This is a genomic window from Micromonospora sp. C28SCA-DRY-2 (genome assembly GCF_030519475.1).
Taxonomy (GTDB): Bacteria; Actinomycetota; Actinomycetes; order Mycobacteriales; family Micromonosporaceae; genus Micromonospora.
This window is the reverse complement of sequence record NZ_JAUMKD010000007.1, coordinates 219,160-245,878: the sequence shown is the minus strand read 5'-3', so window position 1 is coordinate 245,878 and position 26,719 is coordinate 219,160. Positions and strand designations below refer to the sequence as shown.

25 protein-coding genes are annotated in these 26,719 nt (G+C 74.0%); 14 read left to right on the top strand and 11 right to left on the bottom strand.

The genetic code is table 11. The annotated features are described in order from the left end of the window. Positions 1-77: 77 nt before the first annotated feature. The 4 genes from Q3W71_RS25680 (at position 78) to Q3W71_RS25665 (ending at position 3,158) form a co-directional block, all read left to right on the top strand. The gene (locus Q3W71_RS25680; RefSeq protein WP_302922023.1) at positions 78-1,415 is read left to right on the top strand and encodes a nicotinate phosphoribosyltransferase; all 1,338 of its coding nucleotides are present in this window, start codon (positions 78-80) and stop codon (positions 1,413-1,415) included. A 79-nt stretch (positions 1,416-1,494) separates the two neighbouring features. After that, the gene (locus Q3W71_RS25675; RefSeq protein ID WP_302922022.1) at positions 1,495-2,115 is read left to right on the top strand and encodes an L-threonylcarbamoyladenylate synthase; all 621 of its coding nucleotides are present in this window, start codon (positions 1,495-1,497) and stop codon (positions 2,113-2,115) included. Positions 2,116-2,143: 28 nt separating this feature from the next. Next, positions 2,144-2,605 carry an SRPBCC family protein gene (locus Q3W71_RS25670; protein ID WP_302922021.1) on the top strand — a complete coding sequence of 154 codons (462 nt, stop codon included), beginning with the start codon at positions 2,144-2,146 and terminating at the stop codon, positions 2,603-2,605. Continuing rightward, positions 2,595-3,158: a TetR/AcrR family transcriptional regulator gene (locus Q3W71_RS25665; protein ID WP_302922020.1), complete on the top strand. Its 564-nt coding sequence runs from the start codon at positions 2,595-2,597 to the stop codon at positions 3,156-3,158. The genes Q3W71_RS25670 and Q3W71_RS25665 overlap by 11 nt, the downstream gene beginning before the upstream one ends. Positions 3,159-3,304: 146 nt before the next feature. Here Q3W71_RS25665 and Q3W71_RS25660 read toward each other — a convergent pair whose 3' ends face one another. Beyond that, complete coding sequence (locus tag Q3W71_RS25660; protein WP_302922019.1) at positions 3,305-3,676, bottom strand: nucleotide pyrophosphohydrolase; 372 nt, start codon at positions 3,674-3,676, stop codon at positions 3,305-3,307. 85 nt (positions 3,677-3,761) lie between these two features. Here Q3W71_RS25660 and Q3W71_RS25655 point away from each other — a divergent pair, with 85 nt between their 5' ends. Continuing rightward, positions 3,762-5,264 carry an aspartate aminotransferase family protein gene (locus tag Q3W71_RS25655; protein ID WP_302922018.1) on the top strand — a complete coding sequence of 501 codons (1,503 nt, stop codon included), beginning with the start codon at positions 3,762-3,764 and terminating at the stop codon, positions 5,262-5,264. Positions 5,265-5,348: 84 nt separating this feature from the next. On the opposite strand, the gene Q3W71_RS25650 is transcribed toward Q3W71_RS25655, so the two are convergent. Both Q3W71_RS25650 and Q3W71_RS25645 read right to left on the bottom strand, forming a co-directional pair. Beyond that, complete coding sequence (locus Q3W71_RS25650) at positions 5,349-6,197, bottom strand: hypothetical protein (RefSeq protein WP_302922017.1); 849 nt, start codon at positions 6,195-6,197, stop codon at positions 5,349-5,351. 143 nt (positions 6,198-6,340) lie between these two features. Beyond that, on the bottom strand, positions 6,341-6,796 hold the full coding sequence (locus tag Q3W71_RS25645) for a MarR family winged helix-turn-helix transcriptional regulator (protein WP_302922016.1): 456 nt from the start codon (positions 6,794-6,796) through the stop codon (positions 6,341-6,343). A 133-nt stretch (positions 6,797-6,929) separates the two neighbouring features. Here Q3W71_RS25645 and Q3W71_RS25640 point away from each other — a divergent pair, with 133 nt between their 5' ends. Continuing rightward, complete coding sequence (locus tag Q3W71_RS25640; RefSeq protein ID WP_302922015.1) at positions 6,930-7,490, top strand: NADPH-dependent FMN reductase; 561 nt, start codon at positions 6,930-6,932, stop codon at positions 7,488-7,490. Positions 7,491-7,643: 153 nt separating this feature from the next. Here Q3W71_RS25640 and Q3W71_RS25635 read toward each other — a convergent pair whose 3' ends face one another. Then, a complete protein-coding gene (locus tag Q3W71_RS25635; protein ID WP_302922014.1) occupies positions 7,644-8,387 on the bottom strand; it encodes an N-acetyltransferase in 744 nt (247 codons plus the stop codon). A 141-nt stretch (positions 8,388-8,528) separates the two neighbouring features. On the opposite strand from Q3W71_RS25635, the gene Q3W71_RS25630 reads away from it, so the two are divergent. From Q3W71_RS25630 to Q3W71_RS25615, 4 genes are all read left to right on the top strand, one after another. After that, the gene (locus Q3W71_RS25630; protein ID WP_302922088.1) at positions 8,529-9,242 is read left to right on the top strand and encodes a siderophore-interacting protein; all 714 of its coding nucleotides are present in this window, start codon (positions 8,529-8,531) and stop codon (positions 9,240-9,242) included. 86 nt (positions 9,243-9,328) lie between these two features. Next, entirely contained in the window at positions 9,329-10,159 is an 831-nt protein-coding gene (locus tag Q3W71_RS25625) for an ABC transporter ATP-binding protein (protein WP_302922013.1), read from the top strand. 33 nt (positions 10,160-10,192) lie between these two features. Then, positions 10,193-11,176, top strand: a complete 984-nt coding sequence (locus Q3W71_RS25620) for an ABC transporter substrate-binding protein (protein WP_302922012.1) — start codon at positions 10,193-10,195, stop codon at positions 11,174-11,176. Further along, entirely contained in the window at positions 11,173-13,284 is a 2,112-nt protein-coding gene (locus Q3W71_RS25615) for an iron ABC transporter permease (protein ID WP_302922011.1), read from the top strand. Before Q3W71_RS25620 ends, Q3W71_RS25615 begins: the two co-directional genes overlap by 4 nt. Positions 13,285-13,335: 51 nt before the next feature. On the opposite strand, the gene Q3W71_RS25610 is transcribed toward Q3W71_RS25615, so the two are convergent. Next, positions 13,336-14,550 (bottom strand): cyanophycinase, encoded by a 1,215-nt coding sequence (locus Q3W71_RS25610; RefSeq protein WP_302922010.1) that lies wholly within the window; start codon positions 14,548-14,550, stop codon positions 13,336-13,338. A gap of 407 nt (positions 14,551-14,957) precedes the next feature. On the opposite strand from Q3W71_RS25610, the gene Q3W71_RS25605 reads away from it, so the two are divergent. Continuing rightward, positions 14,958-16,040: a cellulose binding domain-containing protein gene (locus Q3W71_RS25605; protein WP_302922009.1), complete on the top strand. Its 1,083-nt coding sequence runs from the start codon at positions 14,958-14,960 to the stop codon at positions 16,038-16,040. A gap of 106 nt (positions 16,041-16,146) precedes the next feature. Here Q3W71_RS25605 and Q3W71_RS25600 read toward each other — a convergent pair whose 3' ends face one another. The 3 genes from Q3W71_RS25600 to Q3W71_RS25590 all read right to left on the bottom strand — a co-directional run bounded on the left by Q3W71_RS25600 (position 16,147) and on the right by Q3W71_RS25590 (position 19,083). Next, a complete protein-coding gene (locus tag Q3W71_RS25600; protein ID WP_302922008.1) occupies positions 16,147-16,524 on the bottom strand; it encodes a nuclear transport factor 2 family protein in 378 nt (125 codons plus the stop codon). A gap of 13 nt (positions 16,525-16,537) precedes the next feature. Then, entirely contained in the window at positions 16,538-17,623 is a 1,086-nt protein-coding gene (locus Q3W71_RS25595) for a Gfo/Idh/MocA family oxidoreductase (RefSeq protein ID WP_302922007.1), read from the bottom strand. A gap of 200 nt (positions 17,624-17,823) precedes the next feature. Further along, positions 17,824-19,083 (bottom strand): family 16 glycosylhydrolase, encoded by a 1,260-nt coding sequence (locus tag Q3W71_RS25590; RefSeq protein ID WP_302922006.1) that lies wholly within the window; start codon positions 19,081-19,083, stop codon positions 17,824-17,826. Positions 19,084-19,393: 310 nt separating this feature from the next. Here Q3W71_RS25590 and Q3W71_RS25585 point away from each other — a divergent pair, with 310 nt between their 5' ends. Beyond that, positions 19,394-20,506, top strand: a complete 1,113-nt coding sequence (locus Q3W71_RS25585) for an NYN domain-containing protein (RefSeq protein WP_302922005.1) — start codon at positions 19,394-19,396, stop codon at positions 20,504-20,506. A 96-nt stretch (positions 20,507-20,602) separates the two neighbouring features. On the opposite strand, the gene Q3W71_RS25580 is transcribed toward Q3W71_RS25585, so the two are convergent. Then, entirely contained in the window at positions 20,603-23,401 is a 2,799-nt protein-coding gene (locus Q3W71_RS25580) for a M14 family zinc carboxypeptidase (RefSeq protein ID WP_302922004.1), read from the bottom strand. Positions 23,402-23,593: 192 nt separating this feature from the next. On the opposite strand from Q3W71_RS25580, the gene Q3W71_RS25575 reads away from it, so the two are divergent. Both Q3W71_RS25575 and Q3W71_RS25570 read left to right on the top strand, forming a co-directional pair. After that, entirely contained in the window at positions 23,594-24,103 is a 510-nt protein-coding gene (locus Q3W71_RS25575; protein ID WP_302922003.1) for a hypothetical protein, read from the top strand. A 96-nt stretch (positions 24,104-24,199) separates the two neighbouring features. After that, complete coding sequence (locus Q3W71_RS25570; RefSeq protein ID WP_302922002.1) at positions 24,200-25,177, top strand: ABC transporter permease; 978 nt, start codon at positions 24,200-24,202, stop codon at positions 25,175-25,177. Here Q3W71_RS25570 and Q3W71_RS25565 read toward each other — a convergent pair. Together Q3W71_RS25565 and Q3W71_RS25560 are read right to left on the bottom strand one after the other, a co-directional pair. Continuing rightward, positions 25,107-25,613 (bottom strand): DUF2267 domain-containing protein, encoded by a 507-nt coding sequence (locus Q3W71_RS25565; RefSeq protein ID WP_302922001.1) that lies wholly within the window; start codon positions 25,611-25,613, stop codon positions 25,107-25,109. The genes Q3W71_RS25570 and Q3W71_RS25565 overlap by 71 nt on opposite strands. 111 nt (positions 25,614-25,724) lie before the next feature. Then, positions 25,725-26,678, bottom strand: coding sequence for a YafY family protein (locus Q3W71_RS25560; protein WP_302922000.1), 954 nt, complete (start codon positions 26,676-26,678; stop codon positions 25,725-25,727). Between the last annotated feature and the right edge of the window lie 41 nt (positions 26,679-26,719).

The following is a 26,719-nucleotide window of genomic DNA, read 5'->3' as shown; positions in this document are numbered from 1 at the left end:
CCGGCCGCCGGTTCTCCGGTTCGCGGTACGCGACCTCACCCGCTCGGCCACAGTGGTGGCGTGGTCGAGGAGGCGGCATGACCGGATTGCGGACCGACCTGTACGAGCTGCGGATGGCGGCCAGCTACCTGCGCCGCGGCATGGTCGAACCCGCCACGTTCAGCCTGTTCGCCCGCCGCCTGCCCACGCGGCGCGGCTTCCTGGTGGCCGCCGGGCTGGCCGACGCGCTGGCGTTCCTGGAGAACTTCGCGTTCGACGACGCCGACCTCGGCTACCTGCGCGAGGTCGGCGGCTTCGACGAGCCGACGCTGAGCGCGCTGGCCGGGATCCGGTTCACCGGCGACGTCCGGGCCGTGCCGGAGGGGCGGGTGGTCTTCGCCGACGAGCCGCTGCTGGAGATCACCGCACCGCTCGCCGAGGCGCAGCTCGTGGAGACCGGCGTGCTGAACCTGATCACGTTCCAGACCACGATCGCCAGCAAGGCCGCCCGCTGCCGGCTCGCCGCCGGTGAGGCCCAGCTGATCGACTTCGCCTTCCGCCGTACCCACGGCATCGAGGCCGGGGCGGCGGTGGCCCGGGCCTCGGCCATCGCCGGGTTCGCCGCGACCAGCCACGTCGAGGCCGCCAAGCGCTACGGGCTCAAGCCCTCGGGCACGATGGCCCACTCGTACGTCGAGGCGTTCCTGGACGAGCGCGCCGCGTTCCGGGCGTTCGCCACCGACTTCCCGACGAACCCGATCTTCCTGGTCGACACCTACGACACGCCGGCCGGCGTCCGGGCCGCCGTCGAGGTCGTCGCCGAACTCGGCCTGACCGGGCCGCTCGGCGTCCGGCTCGACTCCGGCGACCTGGCCGCCCTGGCCAAGCAGACCCGGGCGATCCTGGACGACGCCGGGCTGAGCCGGGCGCGGATCGTGGCCAGCGGCAGCCTCGACGAGGACGTCATCGCGGCGCTCGTCGCGGCCGGTGCGCCGATCGACGGGTACGGCGTCGGCACCCGGATGGGCGTCTCCTACGACGCACCGTCGCTGGACAGCGCGTACAAGCTGGTGGCCGTCGGCGACCGGCCGGTGCTCAAGCTCTCCCCGGGCAAGGCCACCCTGCCCGGGCCCAAGCAGGTCTTCCGCGACCCCACCGGGGCCAGCGGCGACGTGGTCGGGCTGCGCGACGAACCGCCGCCGGGCGGCCGCGAGCCGCTGCTGGTACCGGTGATGCGCGGCGGCCGGCGCCTCGATCCGGCCGACCCGGCCGGCGAGGTCCGCGCCGCCCGCGCCCGCTTCGACGCCGACCTGGCCTGGCTGCCGGAGGCGGCGCGGCGGCTGGCCGACCCGGTGCCGCTCACCGCCTCGGTCAGCCCGGCGCTCGCCGCGCTGCACGACCGGGTGGCCGCGCGGGTCGGTGGTGGCAGGTACTGACCGGGTCCGGTGCCGGCCGCGGTGGTCACCGACCGGCCGGGGGAGGGCACGGCCGCCGGGAAGCGCCTAGTCTCGGTGGATGGCGAGGTACTACGACGTGCACCCGGACAACCCCCAGCCCCGGGCGCTGCGCCAGGTCGTCGACCTGATCCGCGGCGGTGGGCTGGTCGCCTACCCCACGGACTCCTGCTACGCGCTGGGCAGCCAGCTGGGCAACCGGGACGGGCTGGACCGGATCCGGGAGATCCGGCAGCTGGACGACCGGCACCACTTCACGCTGGTGTGCCGCGACTTCGCCCAGCTCGGCCAGTTCGTCAAGGTGAGCAACGCGGTATTCCGGCTGGTGAAGGCGTGCACGCCGGGCAGTTACACGTTCATCCTGCCGGCGACCCGCGAGGTGCCGCGCCGCTTGCTGCACCCCCGCAAGCGCACCGTCGGCGTGCGGGTACCCGACCACACGGTGGCCCAGGCGCTGCTGGCCGAGCTCGGTGAGCCGCTGCTGTCGAGCACCCTCGTCCTGCCGGGGGAGACCGAGCCGCTGACCCAGGGCTGGGAGATCAAGGAGCGGCTCGACCACCTGGTCGACGCCGTGCTCGACGCCGGCGACTGCGGCAAGGAGCCGACGACAGTGGTCGACCTGTCGCAGCCGGAGCCGGAGATCCTGCGCCGGGGCGCCGGAGACCCGTCCCGCTTCGAGTGACCGCCGGCGTCTATGTACCATCTGGTACATGAGCTACGAGGAGACGATCACCACCTCCGTCGGCCCCGACCGGGCCTGGGCGGCGGTGCGCGACGTGACGGCGTATCCACGATGGACGGCCTCGATGTCCTCGGTGGAGCCGCTCGACGGTCCGGCGCTCGCGGTGGGCAGCCGGTTCCGGATCCGGCAACCGGGCCTGCTGACTACCGTGTGGCGGGTCGCCGAGGTCCGGGAGGGCGCCTCGTTCGTCTGGGAGGCCACGGCCCCCGGCGTGCGCACCGTCGGGTACCACCGGGTCGACCGCCAACCGGACGGCACCGCCCGGATCACCATCGGCATCCGGCAGACCGGTGCCCTCGCCGGGCTGGTCGCGCTGCTGATCGCGGCGAAGACCCGGCGCTACGTGCGGATGGAGGCGGTCGGGCTGGCGGCGGCCGCCGAGGACCCGGCGGCGGCCGGCGGCGGGCCGGCGGCCACCGGTGGCCGGTGACGCCCGCGCGGCGCTGCTCGACCGCTGCGTCGACTTCCTGACCGAGGGCGGGTTCAGCCAGCTCAGCCTGCGCGAGATCGCCGCCGGTACGGGGACCAGCCACCGCATGCTCATCTACCACTTCGGCAGCCGGGAGGGCCTGCTCGCGGAGGTCGTCCGGCGCACCGAGGCAGAGCAGCGGGCCGCGCTGACCGCGCTCGCCGACGGGCTGGACGACCCGGTCGAGGTGAGCCGGCGGTACTGGCGGCGCCTGGCCGACCCGGCGTTGGCCCCGGCGGAGCGGCTGTTCTTCGAGATCTACGCCCAGGCGCTGTTCGGGCGTGCCTGGACCGAGTCGTTCCGGGCCACGGTCATCGCCGCGTGGGCCGGTCCCGTCGAGGACCTGTTCGTGCGGCTCGGCTTCGACGCCGCGCAGGCCCGCCAGCGGGCCCGGCTCGCCCTGGCGGCCACCCGGGGCCTGCTGCTGGACCTGCTCGTCACCGGTGACCGGGAAACCCTGGACGCCGCCGCCGACCTGTTCGCGCGGCTCGTCACGGCCCCGCACCCGGACTGACGCCGCAGGCTACGGTCCGGCGGGCCGGGCTCGGGTGCGCGCGACACCGTCCACCGGCCGCCCCCCGGCCGCGTGCCGGACCGTCGCCTCGCCCTCGGCGAACCAGACGGCTCCGACGCGCGCACCGCTACCGCCGCACCGCGGCGTCACCGTTTCGCGGCGGAACCCTTCGCCTGCTCGACCGGGTAGCGGACAGCGGCCTCGTCCAGTTTGGTCAGGGCGGCTTCGACCAGGTCGACGCCGAGCACGTCGGCGAGGCGGGTCAGGTAGATCATCACGTCGCCGAGCTCCGCCCGGACCCGGGCGCCGGCCTCCGGATCGGCGAGCACCTCGGCGGACTGTTCGGGGGTGAGCCACTGGAACTCCGCCAGCAGTTCACCGACCTCGCCGGCGAGCGCCATGGCCAGGTTCTTCGGCGTGTGGAACGGTTGCCAGTCGCGTTCCTCGGCGAACCGGCGGACGCGGTCGCGCAGCACGGCATGCGCGTCGCGTCCGGGTTCCACGGGTTCGGCCGTCATGGTCGCCGAGGATACGTGCCCGCCCGCCGGTCGAGGCAGTGGCGTGCGCGGAGCAATGTCACCCGGCTGACCTACTCTTCCGGCCATGAGTTCGACCTCTCCCGACCGGCGCGGCGACCTCTCCGCGTTGGACCCCTCGCCCGAAACGATCAGGGAGCTGGCCGGCCGGGCCGTGGAGTGGATGGCCGCCTACCACGCCTCGCTCCGCGACCTGCCCATCGCTCCGCGCACCACCGCTGCCGCAGTGCGGGAGCAGCTCGCCGAGCCGCTGCCCGTCGAGGGCCGCGACTTCGCCGACCTGCTCGAGGTCTTCCGCGAGGTGGTCGTGCCGGGCAGCCGGCACAACGGGCATCCGCGCTTCTTCGGGTACGTCTCGGCGCCGGGCACTGCTGTCGCGTCGGTGGCGGACCTCCTCGCGTCGACGTTGAACGCGAACCTGCCCGCCTGGCGATCGGCGCCCGCGCCCACCGAGCTGGAGCACGTCACGATCGACTGGATCAAGGAAGCGCTGGGGTGCCACCAGGGTGCCGGCGGCCTCTTCACCAGCGGCGGCTCGATGGCCAACCTCAGCGCGCTGGCCGCCGCCCGGCACCGCCACTGCGGCGACGAGGTCGCCACCCGTGGCGCGAGCGCCCACCCCGCACCGCTGCGCGTCTACGTCTCCACGCAGACCCACCACTCGGTCCACAAGGCCGCCGCGCTGCTCGGCATCGGCCGCGCGAACGTCCGGGAGGTCGCGGTAGACGCCCGGTTCCGGATGGACGTCGACGACCTCGTGCGCGCCATCGAGGCGGACCGGGCCGCGGGCGCGGAACCGTTCTGCGTGGTGGCGACCGCGGGCACTGTCGTCACCGGGGCGGTCGACCCGCTGCCGGAGATCGCGGCGATCGCCCGCCGGTACGGGCTGTGGATGCACGTCGACGCGTGCTACGGCGGCTTCGCCCGACTGGCCCCCTCGGCCCGCCCACTCTTCGACGGCCTGGCGGAGGCCGACTCGATCGCCCTCGACCCGCACAAGTGGCTCTACCTGCCCGCCGACTGCGGCTGTCTGATCTACCGCGATCCGGAGGCGGCGCGCGCGGCCTTCAGCCTGGACGCCGACTACACCCGGATCGTGCAGACCGAGCCCGCCGAGGCGTTCGCGTTCTGGGACTACGGCCCGGAGCTCTCCCGGCGCTTCCGGGCCCTCAAGGTGTGGATGCTGCTGGGACACGCCGGTTCCCGGGCGATCGGGGAGGCGATCGAGGCCAATCTCGACTGCGCCCGCCACGTCGGGGAACTCATCGCGGCGAGCGACGACTTCGAGCTGCTGGCCCCGGTCGGGCTCTCCATCTTCTGCTTCCGCTACCTGCCTCCGGCGGCGCGGACGGGGTCACGATCAGAGGTCGACGAGGAGAGGCTCGATCGCCTCAACGAGCGCATCATGGTGTCGCTGCAACAGGCCGGCAGTTCGTACCTGTCGAACGCGACCATCAACGGCCGTTTCGCGCTGCGCGGATGCGTGCTCAACTACCGCACCACCCGGTCCGACATGGAGGTCCTGCTCGACGACGTACGCCGCGCCGCCGCGCTGTCCGGCGCCGGATAGCCGGCCGGCACCGCGGCGGCCCGGCCGGCGTCCGGCACGGCCGTCGGGTCCGAGGTGGACGGTGCGGCCGGGCGTGGGTCCCGGTCAGCGGCGCCAGCCCCAGCGGCGCGGCCGGGGCACCCCGCCCCGATGCTGGGACAGCATCTCGGCGGCGACGCGCAGCTTCAGCGCGGGTTCGGCGCCGGCCGGCCCGAGCGTGCCGGCCAACCGGTTGCCCAGCTTCAGCACGGTGCCGGCCCGGTCGACGTCGCCGGTGAGCACCAGGCACTGCGCGTACAGGCCGTAGGTGTTGGCCAGCTCCCACAGGCTGATCGGGCGGGCCGGGTCGAGCAGGCCCTGGCGCAGCTCGCAGGCGCGGGAGGCGGCCAGTGCCGCCTCCCGCAGGTCGGGGGTGGACCCGCCCAGGGCACGGTGCAGCAGCGCGGTCGCCTGGTTGTGGTACGCCGTGCCCAGCGCCTCCCGGGTACGCGGGCCGGCGGCGGTCGGGGAGCCGACCGTGAGCAGGCCCGCGGCGATCGCCCGCTCCAGCAACTGGACGCGGGCGGCGGGCTGCCCGGCCGCGAAGGCGATCTCCGCGACGTCGACCACGGCCGTGACCAACTCGGCCAGCGCCTCGTCCCGGCGGGGCGTGGCATGGTCCTGCCCGGTGCCCCGCGCCGCGTCGTTGAGCTGCTCGAAGATCGCCACCGCCTCCCGGCCCGGCACCATCCCGGACCCGGGCCGGCCCAGCGCCGACAGCAGCATCGCCCGCCGCCACAGCGCCCGGGCCAGTTGTCGCCGGTCCTCCGAGTCGACCGGGCCGGGGCGGCGGATCGCTTCCCGGTAGGCGTCGATCACCTTGACCCAGAGGCGGTCCGCCTCCGTCCACCTGTGTTGCTGGGTGGAGTACTCGCGTGCCCGGTCGAACAGCCGTTTCCGCTCGTCCGGCCCCATGCCCGGCACCACCCTCCGCGACAGCCACCCGGGACGCCCCGGATTTCGGGGCATGAATCACCGTCGATTCTATGGTGGCCCGGCCGGGTCTCCGCGGTGCCGCGGTGGCCGATTCCCGACTGGTTCGACCGTCGGGGGCGGGGTCAGTCCGCCGTGCCGACCCGCTCGAACGCGTGGGCCAGTCGAGCGAGGTCGAAGCCCCGGAAGTGGTCGAGGAAGCGCCGCCGGACCGCGGCCAGGTGACTCGGCCAGGCGCGCTCCAGCCGCGCCAGGCCGGCGTCGGTGAGGACGGCGTTCCAGCCCCGGGCGTCGTCGGCGCACTTGACCCGCTCGACCAGGCCCTGGCCCTCCAGGCGGTTGATGGTCCGGGTCATCCCGCTCAGCGAGAGCTCGCACGCCGCCGCCAGCTCGCTCATCCGCAGCTGCCGGTCCGGCGCCTCGGAGAGGTGCATCAGGGCGGTGTACTCGGTGAGCGGGAGCTGCCCGTCACCGACCATGTCGGCGTCGATGGTGCGGGGGAGGACGTACATCACCCGGCGCAGGGCGCGGACCAGCGCCTCCTCCTCCGGGTTCAGCGGCTGCGGACGCTCGTCGGCCATACCGCCCAGCATAGTTGCTTGACCGAACAACCAGCCTGTGACCGGGGCCATGTCCGGAAGATATTGCTTGAACAAGCAAGTTCTGTACCGTGGGCCCGGCAGGGCTCGACCCCCACGTGAGAAAGGCACCACGATGACCAGGATCGGCATCATCCTCGGCAGCACCCGTCCCGGCCGCAACGGCGAGGCGGTCGCCCGCTGGGTCCTCGACGTCGCCAAGCAGCGCACCGACGCCGAGTTCGAGCTCGTCGACCTGCTCGACTACCAGCTGCCCCACCTCGACGAGAGCATCCCGCCCTCGCTCGGCCAGTACACCCAGCCGCACACCCAGCGCTGGGCCAGCACCATCGCCTCGTTCGACGGCTTCGTGATGGTCACGCCCGAGTACAACCACTCCACCTCCGGCGCGCTGAAGAACGCCATCGACTTCCTCTACGCGGAGTGGAACAACAAGGCGGTCGGGTTCGTCAGCTACGGCTCCGCCGGCGGCACCCGGGCGGTGGAGCACCTGCGGCTGATCGCCGGCGAGTTGCAGATGGCCGACGTACGCGCCCAGGTCGCGCTGTCGCTCTTCACCGACTTCGAGAACTTCAGCGTGTTCACGCCCAACGAGTTCCAGCGGGGCGCGCTGAACACCACCCTCGACCAGGTGGTGGCCTGGAGCGGCGCGCTCGCACCGCTGCGCGCTCGCTGATCCGGCCCCGCACCGGACCCGGCGCGGGGCAGCGCACCGGGTTCGAGGGGCCGCGCCGGACCCGGCGCGGGGGAGCGCGCCGGGTCCAGCGCGGGGGAGCGCACCGGCCGGACGCCACGGTCGGTGTCGGCCGCCGGCCGGTGCGTTCCCGGGTCACAGCCGGTGGCGGACCCAGACGTTCGGCTCGACGTAGACGGCGTGGTCGTGCGCCAGGTCGCAGTGCACCGGCACCAGCGCGCCCGGCACGTGCACCGGCCCGTCGGCGTCGAACGGCAGGCCGGTCCAGCCGCGCCAGTCGTCCAGCGTCCCGCTGATCACCATCGACCGGGGCGCCACCCGCTCGACGCGGCCGCCCGCCCGTACGTGCACCCGCAGCCACGGGTCGACCGGCAGGCCGTCCGCGCGGACCTCGGCCGCGTACTCGGTCATCGGCACGTCGGGCCGGGTGTGCTTGCCGTTCGGCCGGACCGGCGCGACCAGCGTGTCGTAGCCCCGCTTCGCGACCGCCTCCCGCATGGCGGCGAGCATCCGCGCGGACAGGCCGGTGCCGCGCCGGTCGGGCCGGATGCAGATCTCCAGGGCCGACACGAGGTTGGGGGTGGCGCCGGTGAGCCGGTTGATGGTGGCGCGCTGGATCATCCGGTCCCAGCCGCCGTCCGGAAGCTCGGGCTCCGTCCAGCGCAGCGGCACGGCGTACGCCTTGGCGACGGCGCGGCCCGGCTCGTCCCGGTCGACGGCGGCGAACACGAACTCGGGGTACAGGTCGTGGGCGACGCCGTAGTAGACAGCGCCCATCGGGTCCCACTTCATGAACGGCGGCCATGCCCCGTCGAAGTCCTCGTCGAGCAGCGGGGTCAGGTCCGGGCGGTCCGCCAGGCTCAGGATGTCGATGGTCACCGCGGCACCCTAGAGCCGCGCCGCCGGCGGTCGCACCTCAATAACCGGCCCCTGCGTCCTCGCGGCGACCCGGCCGGTCACCGCTCCCCGAAACCGCTCGCTTAGGTTACCCTTCCCTAACTCTGGTAGGTGGAGGGGCGTGTGAAGAAGAACTGGGAAGCCCTCGTGCTCAAGGCCATGGGCGGCAAGGACTTCCGGCTGACCGTGCTCGAATCGGAACCGGTGAACGAGCACTACCACCGTCTCCTGGTCGACGGGGGCGGGCTGCTCGAGGCGTGCGGGGTGCACCCGACAATGTGGATCCGGCTGTGGTTCGACAACGACGGCCGCCCGCACCAGCGGGCGTACACGCTGGTCGACCCGGATCCGGCGACCGGACGGTTCCACCTGGAGTTCGCGCTGCACGACGGCTGCGCGGCCCGCTGGGCCACCGCGGCCCGGCCCGGCGACACCATCGACGCCACCGTCCAGGGCAGCGGCTTCACCCTGCCCGACCCCACCCCGACCCACCTCTTCCTGGCCGGTGACGCGGCCTCGCTGCCGGCGGTCAACAGCCTGCTCGACTCCGCGGCCGACATCCCGGCGACCGTCTGGCTGGAGTACGCCCACGAGGGCGAGAAGGCGCTGACCCCGCGCGCCCGGGCGCACCACGAGGTGGTCTGGGTGCCGCGCCGCGACGGCGGGCGGCACCTGGTGGAGACGGTCACCGCCGCCATCCCGTCCGACCCGGACGGCGCCTACTACTGGGTGGCCTGCGAGGCGGCCAGCACCCGCGGCATCGTCAAGCACATCCGCAAGGGGCTCGGCGTCGCCAAGCAGCGGGTGGACGCGCTCGGCTACTGGAGTGCCCGCTGAGCGGGGGCCCGTGGGTGCCGCGTCGGCGCCGGATCGGGTGGCGGGGGGCTGCTTGACACGCAAGAAGGTTAGGCTAACCTAAGCGCGTGTCCGACGACCGAGCGTTGCCCCGTGACGAGAGCCTGCGTGGCGTGGACCTGCACCTGGGGTACCACGGCACCACCGTGGTACGGGGCGCGTCCATCGCGCTGCGGCCCGGAGCGGTCACCGCCCTGGTCGGCCCGAACGGCAGCGGAAAGTCCACCCTGCTGCGGGCGCTCGCCCGGCTGCACCCGATCGGCAGCGGCGCGGTGCTGCTCGGCGACGGCAGCACCGCCGCCGGGCTGCCGGCCCGGGAGTTCGCCCGGCGGGTCACCCTGCTGGCCCAGAGCCGCCCGGTGCCCAGCGGGGTCACCGTCCGGGACGTGGTCGGCTACGGCCGGCACCCGTACCGGGGGCGCTGGCGGGCCGACGACCCGGACGGGCCGGCCGCGGTCAGCCGCGCCATGGAGGTCACCGGGGTCACGGCGATGGCCGACCGCCCGGTCGACGAGCTGTCCGGCGGCGAACTCCAGCGGGTGTGGCTCGCCACCTGCCTGGCGCAGGACACCCCGGTCCTGCTCCTCGACGAGCCGACCACCTTCCTCGACCTGCGCTACCAGGTGGAGATCCTCGACCTGATGCGGGATCTCGCCGACGACCACCACGTCGCCGTGGGTGTCGTCCTGCACGACCTCAACCAGGCCGCCGCCGTCGCCGACGAGGTGGTGCTGCTGCACAACGGACGGGTACGCGCCGCCGGCGCTCCCGTCGACGTCCTCACCGAGGACGCCCTCACCGAGACGTACGGCATCCGGATCGAGGTGACCACCGATCCGGTCAGCGGCATCGTCACCACCCGCCCGGTGGGCCGGCACCTGACCCGGCTGCCGGCCTGACCCGTCATCCGTTCGCACCCGAGAAAGATCACCATGACCCGTACCCGTGTCACCGCCCTGGTCGCCGCCGCGGCCGCGTTGCTGCTCAGCGCCTGCGGCACCACCGAGAACGCCGGCACCCCGGCGGCGTCCAGCTCCTCCGCCAGCGGCCCGGTGACCGTCACCGACAGCCGGGGCAAGCAGGTCACCCTCAAGGCCCCGGCGACCAAGGTCGTCGGCCTGGAGTGGGGCGAGGTCGAGATGCTCGTCAGCCTCGGCGTCATGCCGGTCGGCGTCGCCGACACCAAGGGCTACGCCACCTGGGTCACCGCCGCCAAGCTCGACGCGAACGTGAAGGACGTCGGCACCCGGGCGGAGCCCAGTGTGGACTCCATCGTCGCCCTCCAGCCCGACCTGGTGGTGATGGAGGAGGGCCGGGGCGGCGCCCTGATCACCCAGCTGGAGAAGTACGTCCCGGTGATCGTCACCAAGGGCAGCGACGCCAAGGACAACCTCGGCCGGATGCGGTCGGACCTGAACATGATCGCCCAGGCGGTCGGCAAGACCACCGAGGCCGGGAAGCTGTTGGCCGACTTCGACGCCGCCATCGCCGACGGCAAGAAGAAGATCGCCGACGCCGGGGCCGCCGGCCGGCCGTTCGCCTTCGCCGACGGCTGGAAGGAGGGCAGCACGATCAGCATCCGGATGTTCGGTCAGGGCGCGTTCGTCTCCCAGCTCGGCATCCAGCTCGGCCTGACCAACGCCTGGACCGGCAAGACCGACGAGGTGTGGGGCCTGGGCCAGACCGACGTCGAGGGCATGACGGCGCTCAAGGACCCGAACCTGCACTTCTTCTACAACGCCTCCGACGGCGACGACGTCTTCGCCACCGGGCTCGCCAGCAACGCCATCTGGAAGTCGCTGCCCTTCGTCAAGCAGGGCAACCTGCACCGGATGCCGGACGGCATCTGGACCTTCGGCGGGCCGCTCTCCGCCAAGCAGTTCATCGACCACTTCGTGAAGACCTACACGGTGTGACCACGCTGGCCGCACCCCCGCGCCCGGAGCCGGCCACCCGGCCGGCTCCGGCCGGGCCGCTGTCCGCGCCCCGCGTGGTCGGGGCGTTCGTCGCCGGGATCGTGCTGCTGCTCGTGGTCGCGGCGGTGCACCTGACCCAGGGCACCTCCACCGTCGGTGCCCTCGACCTGCTGCGGCTGGTCACCGGCGGCGAGGACGAGGCGGCCCGGGTCCTGGTCGCCTCCCGGGTCCCGCGCCTGCTCGCCGGGCTCGCCATCGGCGTCGCCCTCGGCTTCGCCGGCGCCGCCCTGCAGTCCATCGCCCGCAACCCGCTCGCCTCGCCGGACACCCTCGCCGTCAACGCCGGCGCGCACCTGGCCATCGTGACGGTCGCCGCGTTCGGCATCTCGCTGCCCGTGCTGCCGGCCGGCGGACTCGCCCTGTTCGGCGGGCTGGCCGCGGCCGCGCTGGTGATGGCGATGTCCGGCGGCGGCCAGTCGAACACCACCCGGCTCATCCTGGCCGGCTCCGCCACCGCGCTGGCGCTGAACTCGGCCACGATGCTGATGCTGATCCTGTTCGAGCAGGCCACCATCGGCCTGTTCGCCTGGGGCAACGGCTCGCTGGTGCAGAGCGACCTGGACGCGCTCACCCAGCTCGCCCCGGTCATCGGCGTCGCCGTGGTCGCCCTGATCCTGCTCGGGCACCGCCTGGACATCCTGGGCCTCGGCGACGACACCGCCACCGTGCTCGGCCTCGACGTACGGCGTACCCGGCTGATCGTCACCGTGCTGGCGGTGCTGCTCTCCGCCGCCGCGGTGACCCTCACCGGCCCGGTCGGCTTCGTCGGGCTCTGCGCGCCGGTCATCGTCCGGCTGCTCGGGCCGCTGGTGCCCGGCGTGCACCGGCACCGCGTGCTGCTCCCGCTCTCCGGCATCGCCGGCACGGTCATCGTGCTCGCCTCCGACGTGCTGCTGCGCGCCGTGATGGGCGCGCAGGCCGGCGTGGACATCCCCACCGGCGTGGTCACCACGCTGTTCGGCGCCGCGATCCTCATCTGGCTGGCCCGCCGGCACCGCGACGCCGGCCCCACCCGCCGCCCGCCCGGCGGCCACGCGGCCGTGCGCTCGGCGACCTTCCACCGCGCCGTGGTCGCCTGCTGCGCCGTGGTCGCCGTCACCGCCGTCGTCGTGGGCATGCTCGCCGGCGACACCTGGGTGCTGCTCGGCGACATCGTCAACTGGGTGCAGGGGCGAACCGGGCCGGCGTACACCTTCGTGCTGGACCAGCGGTGGCCGCGGGTCGCCGCGGCGGTGCTGGCCGGCGCGGCGCTCGCGGTCGCCGGCACCACCGTGCAGGCGGTCTGCCGCAACCCGCTCGCCGAGCCCGGCATCCTCGGCATCACCGCCGGCGCCGGCCTCGGCGCGGTCTCGCTGCTCACCTTCGTGCCGCTGGCCGGCGTGTGGGCGGTCTCCGGCGTCGCCGGGATCGGCGCGATCCTCGCCTTCGCGCTGGTCTACGGCGCGGCCTGGCGCGGCGGGCTGAGCTCCGACCGGCTGGTGCTGATCGGGTTCGGCGCCTGGCACGGCGGCATGGCGCTCATCACCTTCATGATCGTCGCGTTCGACCCGTGGAACACCGGCAAGGCGCTGACCTGGCTCTCCGGCTCCACCTACGGCCGGACCGCGACCCAGGTGCTGCCGGTGGCGATCGCGCTGCTGCTGCTCACTCCGGCGGTCGTCGCGGCCCGGCGGGAGTTGGACCTGCTCGCCCTCGACGACGACACGCCACGGGTGCTCGGCGTCCGGCTGGAACGCACCCGGCTGGTCGCGCTGGTCGCCGCGGCGCTGCTCACCTCCACCGCCGTCTCGGCGGTCGGCGTGATCGGCTTCGTCGGCCTGGTCGCCCCGCACCTCGCCCGGGCGCTGGTCGGCGGCCGGCACAGCCGGGTGCTGCCGGTCGCCGCGCTGCTCGGCGCGGTGCTGGTCAGCGTCGCCGACACCCTGGGCCGTACGGTCATCGCGCCCGCCCAGATCCCGGCGGGTCTGGTCACCGCGCTGATCGGCACGCCGTACTTCGTCTGGCTGCTGTGGCGCTCCCGCGCCGTGGTGTCGCCGTCGGCCCGCTGACCGCTGCGGCTCGCCCCGGGTGAGGGTCCACCCGGGGCGAGCCGGCCGCGCCTAGCCGACCTGGATCGACAGCGCCAGGTCGGTGAACGAGTCGGCCTCGCTCCCGCCCCGGGTGTGGGCGGCGAACCGGGCGTCCTTGGTCAGGCCCACCACGAAGGGCGGCTCGTCCTCGGCCGTCCTGCCGGTCGTCGCGGCGGACCGGCCGGCACCGGCGAGGTCGAGCGCCGCGTCGAGCAGCGCGTACGGGCCGAACACGTCAGCCGTCGGCGCCGCCGCCGACCGGTCTGCCGGGACCAGCGGCGCGGTGGTGGCCGCCTTGGTGACCTGCCACCGCCCGGGATCGTAGGTGTCGCCGTCGGTGAGGTAGCTCCACCGGACGCCGCTGATCGCCCAGTGCCCGTCGACCCGGCCCACCTGTGCCGCGCGCAGGTCGAGCACGGACACCCCGTTGGTGCCCACCACCCGGGCGGTCTCCGCGGCGGTCCCGGCGCCGGTGACGATCAGCGCGGTGTTCTCGCCGACCCCGTACACCCGGTCGTGGCCGGTGTCCGCGGCGAGCCGGATCGAGCGTCCGGTCCGGCCGCGCGCGTCGAAGTGCGTGTCGACCAGGCCCGAGGTGAAGAACCCGAAGCCGCCGGCGGGCCAGTAGCCGAGGACCTCGTCGGTGTCGAAGTAGCCGGGCCGGGATCCGTCGCGGACGCCGGGGTAGCTCACCCCGCCGGTGATCATGGCGGGGCCGGCGAGGATCTGCATGCCGGCGCTGGTGCCGGCCACCGGCGCGCCGGCGAGGAACCGCTGCCGGACCGCCGCCAGAACCGCCCCGTCCGCCCCGTCCGGGCGGATCATCGACTGCACGTAGCGGTACTGGTCGCCGCCGGCGAAGAAGAAGCCGGTCATGGAGGCGGCCAGCGCGGCGTGCTCCGGGTCGTCCCCGCTGCCGTCCCGCTTCACGTTCACCGGGATCCAGGTCACCTCCGCGGCGCCGTGCCGCTTGAGCACCTTGCCGACCTGGTTGGCGCTCCAGTGCGGCGTCGCCGACGACGCGCTCAGCACGCCGATGCGCGCCCGGGCGCCGCCGGCCTGCCGGACGAACTCGCCGTACACGGCGGCGTTGTCGTCCGCGAGGGCGCCGCCGGCCAGGATCATCACGCCCGGTCCGGCGGACGTCCCGGATGGGCCGGCGGCGGCGGGCGACGGCGGGAACGCGGCCGCCGCGGCCGCGACGATCAGGGCGGTGAGCAGCGGCAGGAACCTCGGCCGGGTCATGGCACCCGACGCTAGAGAGCCGCATGACGCGCGTCAAGGACCGTCGATGCGCGACAGTCCTCGACCGGTCGGCACCCGGTACGGCGCCGAAAGCCGGCAAGGCCGTGACGCGAGGGTCAGCGGGGAACCAGCGGAGGGTGGGGCTTTACAGCGATGTAACGCTCGGGCATGATCGGCGACGCAACACAGTGGACAGTCGGGTGCGATGGCTGGCCACGGCTGGGCGGGACGTCCCCACCCTCGGCGTTCCGCCCGGCCCCGACCCACCTCGCCGCCCAGCTCGCGAGGACCGACCCATCGACGGTCCGTGCCCGTCCGGCCACTGCGCGGTGGTCGTCGGCCGCCACCCGCGACGGTCGAACCCGTCCGGTAGGGCCACGCGGCGACTCGGGTCGTAGAGTCTCGCCGTGACTGAGATCGGCGCGCAGGTCAATCTGTTCCACCCGGCTGACCGGGTGTGGCACGCACTGACCGACCGGGAGGCGCTCGCCCGGTGGTTCACCGAGGCCGAGCCGGTGGCCGGGGCGGACCAGCGGCTGCTGCTGCACACCGCCGGGCTGCCCGGTTTCGACGCCGCCGTGGACGCCGAGGTGGTCGACCGTCGGGCGCCGGAACTGCTCGCGCTGCGCTGCCAGGAGGCGAGCCGGCGTACCCGGCTGACCTGCGCCGTCGCTCCCACCGCCGAGGGCTGCCGGCTGTCGGTCACCGAGACCCTGGAGCACGGCAGCTGGCCGGACGACCAGCGCACCCGCCGGGAGGAGTACTACCAGCAGGCCCTCACCGTGCAGTTGCCGGCCATCCTGGACTGGCTCGCCTTCCAGCAGATCGACCTGCGCCGCGCCGACGTCGCGATGACCGCCGAGATGCCGGTGACCGAGGTGTTCGGGGAGGAACCGGCGCCGGTCGACCGCCGCCTTCCTCCGGTGCTGGTCGGGGCGCTGGTCGGCGCCGTGCTGGTCGCCGCCGGGGTGGTGGCCTGGGCCGTGCTGCCGGGCGGGTCGGACGGATCGGCCGCCCCCGATCCGCTGGCGCTGCCGACCGCCACCACCGCCACCGCGCAAGCACCCCGACCGACGCCCTCCGCCCGCCCCAGCCGCAGCGCCACGTCCGGCCCCGACCGGTCCAGCCGCACCCCCACGGCGAAGCCCACCCGTACGTCGGCCTCTGCCGCGCCGTCCGGGCCCCCGTTGGCCGCCCGCTACGAGTCGGTCTCGACCCGGCTGCTCGGCTACACCGCCGAGGTGGTGCTCGACAACCCGGGCGACGCGGCGGCGACGGGCTGGACCCTGGTGCTCACGCTGCCCGAGGGCAGCACGGTCACCAGTGCCAAGAAGGTGGAGTGGCGGCAGGACGGACAGGTCGTCACGTTCACCGGCCAACCCGTGCCGGCCGGCGGGTCGCAGACGGTCGAGTTCGACGTCCGTGACGCCGGGCTCCGCAAGGAGCCCGAGGCGTGCACGGTGAACGGCAACCCCTGCGCCGGCCTCTGACCCGCCGACTCTGACCCGCCGCCGCGTCCGACCGCCATCGGCGCGCCGGCGCGATGAGCAGGCGAGCAGCACAGGCAGCGGGGACCTCCGCTCGCCCCGGCGCGGCTCAGGCCGGGCTGATGTGGGCCGCGAGGATCCGCCAGCCGCGGTCGTCGTCGTACACCCAGGTGCGGGTGTAGCGCAGCCGGGCCGCGAACGGCTCCCCGCCGAACAACCCCGTCACCCGCCCGACGAAGATGGTCACCCCGGTGGTGCCCTTGACGATCAGGTCCAGGTGCTCCTCGATCAGCTCGTCGACGATCGAGGTCCGGCTCCGGTGGGCGGCCAGGTCGTCCCGCTTGCCGTACCGCTGGCCGTCCGGGCCGATGGCGATCAGGTGGTCGTCGAGCAACTCGTCGAGCGCGGCCACGTCCCCGGCGCGCTGCGCGGCCTGGAGCCGGCGCTCCGCGTCGAGCAGCTCGGCCTCGCGTTCGCTGTCCGGCATGCAACCCTCCTGCTCAGGCGTGGATGGACGGGCCCGTCGGCGCCACGGTCAGCACCCGGCCCTCGGCCGCGGAGCGGTGGGCCAGCTCGAGCAACGCGACGGTGTCGACCGCGTCGTACGGGTCGACCGGCAGTGGTGCCCCGTCCCGCAACGCCGCGACCAGCCGCTGGTAGAAGCTCTGGTACCGGCCGGGCTCGGTGGGCACCGGGCGCAGGTCGCCGTCGACGCCGAGCTGACCGTACCGCTCGGGGCTGACCTCGCCCCAGCCCGGCGTGCCGGGGCGGCCCCCGGCGCGCAGCGCGGCCTCCTGCACGTCGAGCCCGTGGCTGGTGTACGCGGCGCGGTCGCCGAGGATCCGCAGGCGCGGTCCGAGCTGCGCGGCCAGTGTGGTCATCCAGAGGTGGGAGCGGACGCCGTTGGTGTGGGTCAGCGCGACGAAGGCGTCGTCGTCGACCCGGGCGCCCGGCCGCCGGCGGTCCACCTCGGCGTAGACGGCGCGGACCGGCCCGAACAGCTGCACCGCCTGGTCGACGAGGTGGGCGCCCAGGTCGTACAGGGTGCCGCCGGCCTCGTCGGGGGTCCCGCTCTCCCGCCAGCCCGGCTTGATCGCCGGCCGCCAGCGTTCGAAGCGGGACTCGAAGCGGACCACCCGCCCCAGCGCGCCCTCCTCGACCAGCCGGCGGGCGGTCAGGAAGTCGCCGTCCCAGCGCCGGTTCTGGAACACCGTCAGCGGCACGCCCCGGCGGGCCGCCTCGTCCACCAGATCGCGCGCCCGCGCCGCGGTGGCGGCGAGCGGCTTGTCCACCACCACCGGCAGACCGGCGGCCACCGCCGCCCGGGCCAACGGCACGTGCAGCCGGTTCGGCGTCGCCACCACGACCAGGTCGAGTTCGTCCGGCGCGCGCCACAGCTGGTCGGCGTCGTCGACGATCCGGGCGTCCGGGTGCTCGTCGCGCACCTGCTCGCGCCGCTGCGGGTCGCGGGTCAGCACCGCCGCCAGCCGCAGCCCCGGTGTCGCGGCGATCAGCGGGGCGTGGAACACCCGGCCGGCGATCCCGTAGCCCAGCAGACCCGCCCGCAGCGGCGTCGTCCCCGCCATGGCACCCCCGTCGCGTACCGCCGGTCGCCCGGCTCCGATGGCACCGAACTTACGCCCCGCGCGGGCGTCGCCTCACGGCATGGCCGCATTGTGGGTGGCGGTGGCGCGGGACAGGGCCGCACGCCGGTCGGCGTGCGGCCCTGTCGGCCTCGCGTGCCGGGTCGCCGCTCGCGGCGTGCCGGCCCTTCCCGGCGTACGGCTCAGTAGCGCGACCACTTCTGGTTGGCGCCGCCGGTGCAGTCCCACAGGTGCAGCTTGCCGCCGTTGGTGGCGACCCAGTCGCGCACGTCGACGCACCGGTTGCTGCTCAGGTTGACCAGGTCGCCGGCGCCGTTGAGGGTGAACCGTTGCGCCGGGTTGCCGTTGCAGGTGACCAGGTTGACCTCGGTGCCGTTGGCCGTGCCGGCCCAGGCCGGGTCCATGCACTTGCCCATCGCCCGGACGGTGCCGTCGCTGGCGAAGGTCCACGCCTGCGCGGCGGTGGTGTTGCAGTCCCAGATCTGCAGCTTCGCCCCGTCGACGGGGTTGGCGCCGGGGATGTCGATGCACCGGCCGCTGTGCGCGCCCCGCAGCCGGGTGGTGCCGGACGGCGGCGGGGTGCCGCCGGAGGTGTAGCCGGAGACCCGGACGTAGTCCACCAGCATCTGCTGCGGGAACTGGGTCGAGCCGTCCGGGTAGCCGGGCCAGTTCCCGCCGACCGCCACGTTCAGGATCATGAAGAAGGGGTGGTCGAACACCCAGCGGTTGCCGCCGAGCCGGCTCGGGTCGACCCGGTGGTACTCGACGCCGTCCAGGTACCAGATGATCGAGTTCGGCTCCCAGTCCACCCGGTAGGTGTGGAAGGCGTCCGCCAGCGGCTGGCCGATGGTGCGGCTGCCGGTGATGCCGCCGCCACCGGAGTAGCCCGGGCCGTGGATGGTGCCGTAGACGGTGTTCGGCTCGCGGCCGATGTTCTCCATGATGTCGATCTCGCCGGCGGCCGGCCAGCCGACGGCGCCCATGTCGTTGCCGAGCATCCAGAACGCCGGCCAGATGCCCTGCCCGCGCGGGATCTTGATCCGCGCCTCGAACCGCCCGTACGCCTGGGTGAAGGTGGCGGCGGTCAGCAGCCGGGCGGAGGTGTACTCGCACCGGCCGTAGTGGCACTGGTAGTTGGCCGGGTTCTCCCGCCGAGCGGTGATGACCAGGTTGCCCTGGCCGTCGTGCACGGCGTTGCTGGTGCTGTTGGTGTAGTACTGCCGCTCGTTGTTGCCCCAGCCGTGGCCGCCGATGTCGAAGCGCCACTTGCCCTGGTCGACGGGGGTACCGGCGGGCGCGTTGAACTCATCCTGCCAGGTGATGGCGCCGATGGCGGCCTCGGCGGTGTCGGCGCGGCCGGGCAGGACGAGGGCTGCGGTGAGGCCGAGGATCGCGACTGCGGCGAGAACGAGCGCGCGTGGTCGGCGGAGTGCGGTGGACATGGAGTTCTCCTGTGGACGGGGGTCGGGGATCGGGGCGGTGCGCCGTGCCCTCGGTCGGGCACGGGTGGTCGGAGGAGGCGGGCGGTCCGCCCCCCGGGGATCCGCAGCGATCCGGTCGTGGCCCACGCCGCTGAGCCTTGCCGGAACGGTGAGAGAGCGCTCTCTAGCGATGCTTGTCGATGCTCGTCGCATTTGTCAAGACTGTTGCCAGTTGGTTGCCTCGGCTCGGGCGTCGCCACCGCCGGCGGACACTCGGGCCGGCCCGGGTGGTTGCCGGCCCCGCGCGGGCGCCGGGCGTAGGCTGGCTGCCGTGGATCAAGAAGACCGGATCGCCCTGTTTCTCGACTACGAGAACCTCGCCCTGGGCGCGCGAGACCACCACGGCACGCCTTTCGACTTCCGCCCGATCGCCGACGCGCTCGCCGAACGGGGACGGGTGGTGGTGCGGCGGGCGTACGCGGACTGGTCGTACTTCGACGAGGACCGGCGGATGCTCACCCGGTCCCACGTCGAGCTGATCGAGATACCGCAGCGGATGGGCGCCACCCGGAAGAACGCCGCCGACATCAAGATGGCGGTCGACGCGGTGGAGCTGGCCTTCGAGCGCGACTACATCTCGACGTTCGTGATCTGCACCGGCGACAGCGACTTCACCCCGCTGGTGCACAAGCTCCGCGAGCTCAACAAGCAGGTCATCGGTGTCGGGGTCGAGAAGTCCACTTCGGCGCTGCTGCCGCCCGCGTGCGACGAGTTCCTCTACTACGACCGGCTGGAGGGCGTCGACATCCCGTCCGCCCGGGCCCGGCGCGGGCGTCCGGCCCGACCCAGCCGGGAGCCGCAGCAGGTGGCGGCGGTGGAGCAGGCGGAACCGGTGGAGCGGATGGAGCCGGTGGAGCCGGAACCCGAGGCGCAGCCGGCGGCCGAGGAGCCGGCCCGCGACGTCGACACGCTCTCCGTCCTGGTCGCCCAGACGGTGGCCGGCCTGCAGGGCAGCTCCGGCGGCGAGGTGACCGCGTCCCGGTTGAAGCGCACCCTGTTGCGCAAGGACCCCACGTTCAGTGAGTCCGACTACGGCTACCGCACCTTCGGCGAACTCCTGCGCCACCTGGCGCAGCACAACGTGGTCGAGTTGGCCGAGGGCCCGGCCAAGGGCGACCCCGAGGTCTCGCTGCCCGAACACGGCGACCGCGAGGTCGCGTTCGGGCTGCTCCACTCCGTCGTGCTCGACCTGGCCGCCGACGGCGCGGTGGCGCTCTCCGGCCTGAAGAACCAGCTCCGCCGGGCCCGGCCCGACTTCAGCGAGAAGAAGCTCGGCTACCGCAGCTTCCTGCAGTTCTGCAAGGCGGCGGCCACCAGCGGCGTGGTCGACCTGCGGTGGAGCCCGGAGGCGGACGACTACCTGCTGACCGCCCGACCCGCCTGACGCCGTCCCGACCCCGGACCGCGGCAGGCCGACCGCGTGCCGGCGGTCCGGCCGGCCGTCGTGGGCCGGCCGGACCAGAGGGCACCTCAGGCCACCTCAGGCCACCACCGAGCGCAGCGGCACCCGGGCGTCGCGCAGCGCCCGTACCAGATCACCGAGGAACGGGTGCTCGTCGGCCTGGAGACCGTCCGGGTTCGGGATCACCAGGTAGGCCGACCCGTTCGCCAGGGACGCCCGCCCGGCACCGGTGAAGCCGGCGACGACCGCCCGGGTGCGGGCCAGGTCGGCGGGGGCGACCTCGATGGTGATCGGTCGCCAGCCGCCGCCGAGATCCGCCGGCACCGGTGCGGCCGCGGCGGCCGCGCGGGCCGGGGCGACGGCGGGCGGCGTCGCGGCGCGGCTCGCCGCGCCGCCGGGCAGCAGCAGCGCGTTGGCCACCAGGTGCAGCCCGTTCTCGTTGTACGCCCGGAAGAGCGGGTTGAACGCGAACAGCACCGCCCGGCCGGCCCCGGTCGGCTCGTCGACCAGCGCGACCGTGCCCTTCAGCGTGTCCGCGCCGACGGTGTAGCCGTTGGCCCAGAAGGTGTCGCCGCTCGGGTAGCGGAGCACGTTCGTGCCGGTGGTGCTCGGGGTCAGGATCGGGTCGTTGTTGTTGAACTCGAAGTCCTCCGCCGGCCGGCCCAGCGCGACCGGGCTGTCGCGGTCCACGTCCACCCGCAGGTGCGAGCCGATCACCGTGTAGCCGGTCGGTTTCGGCTGCTCGGTGGTGGAGGTGAGCCCGGCGGCCCGGGCCAGCCGGGTGCCCTCGTTGCGCAGCCCGACGTAGGTGTGGCCCTGCGCGATCCAGTTCCGCAGGTTGGCCTGCCCGGCGGCGGTGAGACCGCCGGTCGGGCTGTTGCCGTCCGGCACGAGCAGCACGGTGCGCCCGGTGAACGCCTCGGTGTTGTCGTTGATGTCGGCGGTGGTCACCGGGGTGAGCTCCAGCCCCCACCGCTTGCCCAGCACGTAGCGGGCCTCCCCGTGCGAGCCGGCGGTGGTGGAGATGCCGGTGCCCTGGAACAGCCCCACGTCGGGCAGGTCGAGCGCGCTGCCCGTGGCCGGCCCACGCCGCGGGGCCAGGGTCACCCCGAGCGACCCGGCGAGCCGGTCGACCTCGCGGGTCAGGCTGGTCGCCGGCAGCCCGACCACCCCGCTGTCCAGGTCCCGCACCAGCGGTACGCCCCGGCCCAGCAGCGCGAAGGTGAACTCCGCGGCTGCGGCGGAGTCCAGCGGGTACGCGTACGAACCGGTCGGCCCGGCCCAGGCGGTGCGCCCGCCGGTGATCTCTCGGACCGGCCGCGCCCACGGCCGGACGTCGTCCCCGGTGTAGACGGCGGACACGCCCATCAGCAGCGGGTTGCTCCAGGACGACACGTCATAGAAGTACGGGAACGGGGTGTACGGGTCCTCGCCCATGATCGCCTGGATCCAGTGCTTCTGCGGCTGGTCCATCGGGATCCAGTACGCGCCCTTCGGCACTGTCAGGTTGGTGGCGCTGCGCCCGCCGAAGATCCGGGCGGTCGGCAACCGGGTCGGCCGCTGCACCTCGTACACCTCGACGTCCATCCGCCGCAGCCGCTCGACCAGCTGGCGCACGTCGGCGAGCTGCCGGTCGGGCAGCAGGAAGTACGAGCGGATCCGGATGTCCGGCACCGGGAACTGCACGGTGTTGGTCGGCTGCACCACCTCGTTCGGCTCCAGCGCGCCGGCCCGGCCCTGGGCCAGCGCGTCGGTCCAGATCCGGAAGTAGCCGGCCAGCAGCTCGCGCTTGTGCGCCGCCGCCCAGCCGAGCGTGGACCACTGGGTGTGGAACTGCTGCTGCACCCGGTCGGCCACCGCCGAGGCGCTGCCCTTCTCGAAGGTCATGCCGGCGGCCCCGAAGCCGGCGGCCGGGACCGTGTCGCCGTAGCCCATGAAGAACAGGTCGTAGGTGGAGTAGTTGAAGTAGCACTCGGTGGTGACCGCGCCGCCGCAGGCGCCGTTGTAGCCGAAGCCGGCCTTGTTGGCCTCGCCGATCCGGTTGATCCAGTCGACCGCCTCACCGGCGATCTCGTGGTGGATCGGGTCGGCGTTGGGCGGGAAGAAGTACTGCCGGCCGCCCATCTCGTGCGCGTCGATGAACACCTGCGGCGGGTACCGCCGCATCAGTTCCAGCTTGCTGTCGGTCTCCTGCTGGGTGCGGGCGAACCAGTCCCGGTTCAGGTCGAAGCCGTACTCGTTCTGCCGCCGGCTGGCGTCCCGGCCGTCCGGGTTCTGCGTCGGCACGATGACGGTGACCAGGTTCTCGTTGCGCCGGGCGACCTCGCAGGAGAGCCCCGAGGCCAGCTCGTACAGCGTCTTGAGCGCGGCGTCGGCGCCGCTCTTCTCGCCGCCGTGCACGTTGCCGGTGACCCAGACGATGGCCGGGTCGCCGGCCGCGGTCGCGGCCGCCTTCCGCGCCGAGGTGCGCCGGGGATCCCGCAGGTCGCGGACGTCCTCGGCGATCTTCCGCAGGGTGGCCGGCCGGACGTTGCGCTCGGTGGACACCACCGCGTACGGCAGCGGCTGGCCGAGCACGCTGGTGCCCAGGACGCCGGTGACGACCCGGTCGGAGGCGGCGTCGACGGCGCCGAGGTACCGGCGGATCTCGTCGGTGCCGACCACCCGCTCCTGGCCGACGCCGAGGGGGAAGCCGAGGGACTGCTCCGGGCTGGGCACGGCGGCCAGCCGGGCGTTCGGGTCGGTGCTGCAGGGGGCGGGTCGCGGGGTGGCGGTGGCCGGCGCGGCGCCCAGCAGGGGCGTCGTGCCGAGCACGAGCGCGACCGCGGCCGCGCCCGCCAACCGTCTCGGAGGAACCGTCCAGACCGGACGCGTCATCGGGGCCATGGTCGTCTTCCCTTCCCGGGAAATGGCTCACATTGACCGGAGCCTATGACCTGCGATTTTGGCCGGTCAAGATCCCGCCGCGGTTGGGCCGGCGGCGGGGGAGCGGGCCGGTGGGCGGGGCGGCGCGGGTGCCCGGTGGCCCCTAGACTCCGGCTGTTCCGCAGCCCGACGGAGGGGAATGACGTGCGTCGCTGGACGGCCGCCCTGGCCCTGACCGTGCTGCTCGCCGGTTGCGGCGGCGACCAGACCGGGGCGCAGACCCGGCAACCGGCCTGGCAGGGTGGCGCGTCGGCCGGGCCGACCACGCCGGCCGCGCTGACGCCGGAGCAGGCGAAGCGCCGCTACCTGGCGATCGTCGAGCCGTACAACACCGCGCTGGAGAAGCTGGAGACGGCGGCCAACGCGGGGAAGCCCTGGCGGACGGTGCGCGAGCTGGCCGCCGAGGTGCTTCGGGCCAACGAGGCCCACGCGGCGGCGCTGCGGGAGACGACCTGGCCGGCGCCGGCCCGGGCGCCGATGGCCGCCCTGCTGGCCGAGAACGACATCGCGCTGCGGCACTGGCGGCGTGCGAGCAAGGCGGCCGACGCCGAGGCGCTGCTGCGGGAGATCCGGGCGGCGGCGGCGCACAGCGGCGCCGAGGAGGCCGGCACGGTCCGGGCCGCGCTCGGGCTGCCCGCGTACCGGGAGGGCTGACCGGCTTCTGGCGGACCGTCTGTTGTGGCGTCGTCACGTTCCTGGTAGACCTGCTGGTGGATCTGCTCCACGCCGCCCCGCACCGGAGGAGCCGTCATGAGTGATCCGAGCACGGCGTCGATCGCCTCCGCACCCCGCCCCGAGCAGCCGTCCGAGATCGTCGCGCCGGTCAACCCGGGGCTTCCGGGCGGCACCCGCGCCGACAAGCCGCGCGGTCTGCTCGGTGACGCCTGGCGGGACCTGCGTCGCAAGCCGCTGTTCTGGATCTCGGCCACGTTCATCGTGATCTTCCTGGTGATGGCGGCGTTCCCGTCGCTGTTCACCAACGGCGACCCGGTCAACGGCGCGCTGTCGCGCAGCCGGGTGGAGCCGGGGGCCGACGGCTGGTTCGGCTACGACGTGCAGGGCCGCGACGTGTACGCCCGGGTCATCTACGGCGCCCGCGCCTCGATCGTGGTGGCGGTGCTCTCGGTGGCCGGTACGCTGCTGATCGGCGGCACCATGGGGATCATCGCCGGCTACCGCGGCGGCTGGGTGGACGGCCTGCTGTCCCGGATCGCCGATGTCTTCTTCGGCCTGCCGTTCGTGCTCGGCGCTATCGTCATCCTGACCACCTTCAACGGTTCGGGCACCGACAACAGCACCCCGGAGATCATGGGTCTGGTGATCCTCTCCCTGACGGTGCTGAGCTGGCCGGTGGTGATGCGGCTGATGCGCTCCTCGGTGCTGGCCACCAAGGAGGCGGACTACATCGTGGCCGCGCGGGCGCTGGGTGCCGGCACCGGCCGGATCATCCTGAAGCACCTGCTGCCGAACTGCCTGGCGCCGCTGCTGGTGTACGGCACGATCATGGTGGGTTCGTTCATCGGCGCCGAGGCGACGCTGTCCTTCCTGGGCGTCGGCCTGAAGACCCCGGTGGTGTCCTGGGGCATCATGATCAGTGAGGCGCAGCAGTACATCCGCGTCTCGCCGTTCCTGCTCTTCTTCCCCGCCGCGTTCCTCGTCACCGCCGTGCTGAGCTTCGTGATGCTCGGCGAGGCGGTCCGCGAGGCCCTCGACCCCAAGCTCCGCTGAGCCGCCGACCCCCGAACCGGCGCGGGTACGGGTCAGCCGCGGCGGGTCTCCCCGTCGTAGCGGGCCGCCGAGTCGGTGAGTCCCAGAACTCCGCGGGCAGGTGGGTGACGACGTCGTCGTACTCGCCCGGCGGGATGGCCTCGCGGAGGGTGTCGAACACCGCGCGCATCCCCGCCTTCGCCAGGTCGCCGTCCACCTCCGCCCGGCCGCTGACCTGCTGCACGAAGGCGTCCAGCCCGAACCGCTGGGCCTTGTCCCGGGGCGCGAACGCGTAGGCCCGCAGCCCCTCGGGGAGCCGGGCGGACAGGTCCCGCGCCTCGCCCCCGTCGATCCGCTCGGCGAGGGTCGTGAGCGTGGCGCGGGTGATGGCGGTCGCCTGCTCGGGTGAGGTACGCAAGCGTCGCGCCACCGAGTCGATGAACTCGCTGTTCTCCACCTGCCGGGCCTTTCTCTGCGTGGACAGCGGCGTCTACCCGCGTGCCCGCCCGGCAAACGGCCCGCGCGGCCGGTGCGCCCCGCCGGAACCCGCTGTATCGGTGCGCCGCCCTCACCCGGCGGCCGCGAGGTAGCGGGCGGCCAACTCGCGCAGCGCCTCGCGCAGCTCGGGCGGCTCCAGCACGGTGAACGGCACCTCGAACTTGGCCAGGTAGGTGGCCAGGTCGGTGAGCGAGTCGGTGCCGGTGACCAGCTCGCACGTGCCGTCGTCGAGCGGGACGACCTGCCCCGAGGTGGTGGTGCTGCGTTCGGCCACCACCGCGGCCGGCGCGTGCACCCGGATCCGCGCCTGGTACCTCCACACCTCCGACCGGACACCACGCAGCACGTGCGCGGCGGCGTCGCCACCGGGCGGCTCGCGCGGCACGAACCGCGGCCCGGCCGGCGGCAGCGGCCGGATCCGGTCGGCGCGGAAGGTGCGCCAGTCCCGCCGGTCGGTGTCCCAGGCCAGCAGGTACCAGCGGCGGCCGGTGTAGACGAGGGTGTGCGGCTCGACGTCGCGCTCGCTGCTCTGCCCGTCGTGGCCCACGTAGCGGAACCGGAGCCGCTCGTGGTCGTGCGCGGCCGCCGCGATCGTGGTCAACGTGTCGGCGTCGACCGTCGGCCCGCCGCCGGCCGCCGACACCGTCGTCCCGCGCAGGGCGTCCACCCGCGGCCGTAGCCGCGCCGGCAGCGTCCGCTCCAGCTTGGTCAGCGCCCGCAGCGACACGTCCTCCAGGCCGGTGACAGTGCCCGCCGCCGCGGCGCGCAGCCCCACCGCGACCGCCACCGCCTCGTCGTCGTCGAGCAGCAGCGGCGGCAGCGCGTTGCCCGCACCCAGCCGGTAGCCGCCGGCCGGCCCGGTGGTCGAGTCCACCTGGTAGCCGAGCTGCCGCAGCCGGTCGACGTCGTTGCGCACCGTCCGGGTGGTGACCCGCAGCCGGCCGGCCAGCTCCGCGCCGGACCAGTCCCGCCGCTGCTGCAACAACGAGAGCAGGCGCAGCAGTCGCGCCGAGGTTTCCAACATTCCCCGATTCTGCGTCAGATCGAGGAACCGATCGTTCCTCA

What these genes read in the sequence shown, in the direction of transcription:
- Q3W71_RS25570 (WP_302922002.1), top strand. Translation starts at nt 24,200, where the DNA reads ATGAGTGATCCGAGCACGGCGTCGATCGCCTCCGCACCCCGCCCCGAG.
- Q3W71_RS25610 (WP_302922010.1), bottom strand. Translation starts at nt 14,550, where the DNA reads ATGACCCGGCCGAGGTTCCTGCCGCTGCTCACCGCCCTGATCGTCGCG.
- Q3W71_RS25600 (WP_302922008.1), bottom strand. Translation starts at nt 16,524, where the DNA reads ATGCCGGACAGCGAACGCGAGGCCGAGCTGCTCGACGCGGAGCGCCGG.
- Q3W71_RS25660 (WP_302922019.1), bottom strand. Translation starts at nt 3,676, where the DNA reads ATGACGGCCGAACCCGTGGAACCCGGACGCGACGCGCATGCCGTGCTG.
- Q3W71_RS25645 (WP_302922016.1), bottom strand. Translation starts at nt 6,796, where the DNA reads ATGGCCGACGAGCGTCCGCAGCCGCTGAACCCGGAGGAGGAGGCGCTG.
- Q3W71_RS25650 (WP_302922017.1), bottom strand. Translation starts at nt 6,197, where the DNA reads ATGGGGCCGGACGAGCGGAAACGGCTGTTCGACCGGGCACGCGAGTAC.
- Q3W71_RS25580 (WP_302922004.1), bottom strand. Translation starts at nt 23,401, where the DNA reads ATGACGCGTCCGGTCTGGACGGTTCCTCCGAGACGGTTGGCGGGCGCG.
- Q3W71_RS25680 (WP_302922023.1), top strand. Translation starts at nt 78, where the DNA reads ATGACCGGATTGCGGACCGACCTGTACGAGCTGCGGATGGCGGCCAGC.
- Q3W71_RS25560 (WP_302922000.1), bottom strand. Translation starts at nt 26,678, where the DNA reads ATGTTGGAAACCTCGGCGCGACTGCTGCGCCTGCTCTCGTTGTTGCAG.
- Q3W71_RS25620 (WP_302922012.1), top strand. Translation starts at nt 10,193, where the DNA reads ATGACCCGTACCCGTGTCACCGCCCTGGTCGCCGCCGCGGCCGCGTTG.
- Q3W71_RS25590 (WP_302922006.1), bottom strand. Translation starts at nt 19,083, where the DNA reads ATGTCCACCGCACTCCGCCGACCACGCGCGCTCGTTCTCGCCGCAGTC.
- Q3W71_RS25655 (WP_302922018.1), top strand. Translation starts at nt 3,762, where the DNA reads ATGAGTTCGACCTCTCCCGACCGGCGCGGCGACCTCTCCGCGTTGGAC.
- Q3W71_RS25670 (WP_302922021.1), top strand. Translation starts at nt 2,144, where the DNA reads ATGAGCTACGAGGAGACGATCACCACCTCCGTCGGCCCCGACCGGGCC.
- Q3W71_RS25595 (WP_302922007.1), bottom strand. Translation starts at nt 17,623, where the DNA reads ATGGCGGGGACGACGCCGCTGCGGGCGGGTCTGCTGGGCTACGGGATC.
- Q3W71_RS25675 (WP_302922022.1), top strand. Translation starts at nt 1,495, where the DNA reads ATGGCGAGGTACTACGACGTGCACCCGGACAACCCCCAGCCCCGGGCG.
- Q3W71_RS25640 (WP_302922015.1), top strand. Translation starts at nt 6,930, where the DNA reads ATGACCAGGATCGGCATCATCCTCGGCAGCACCCGTCCCGGCCGCAAC.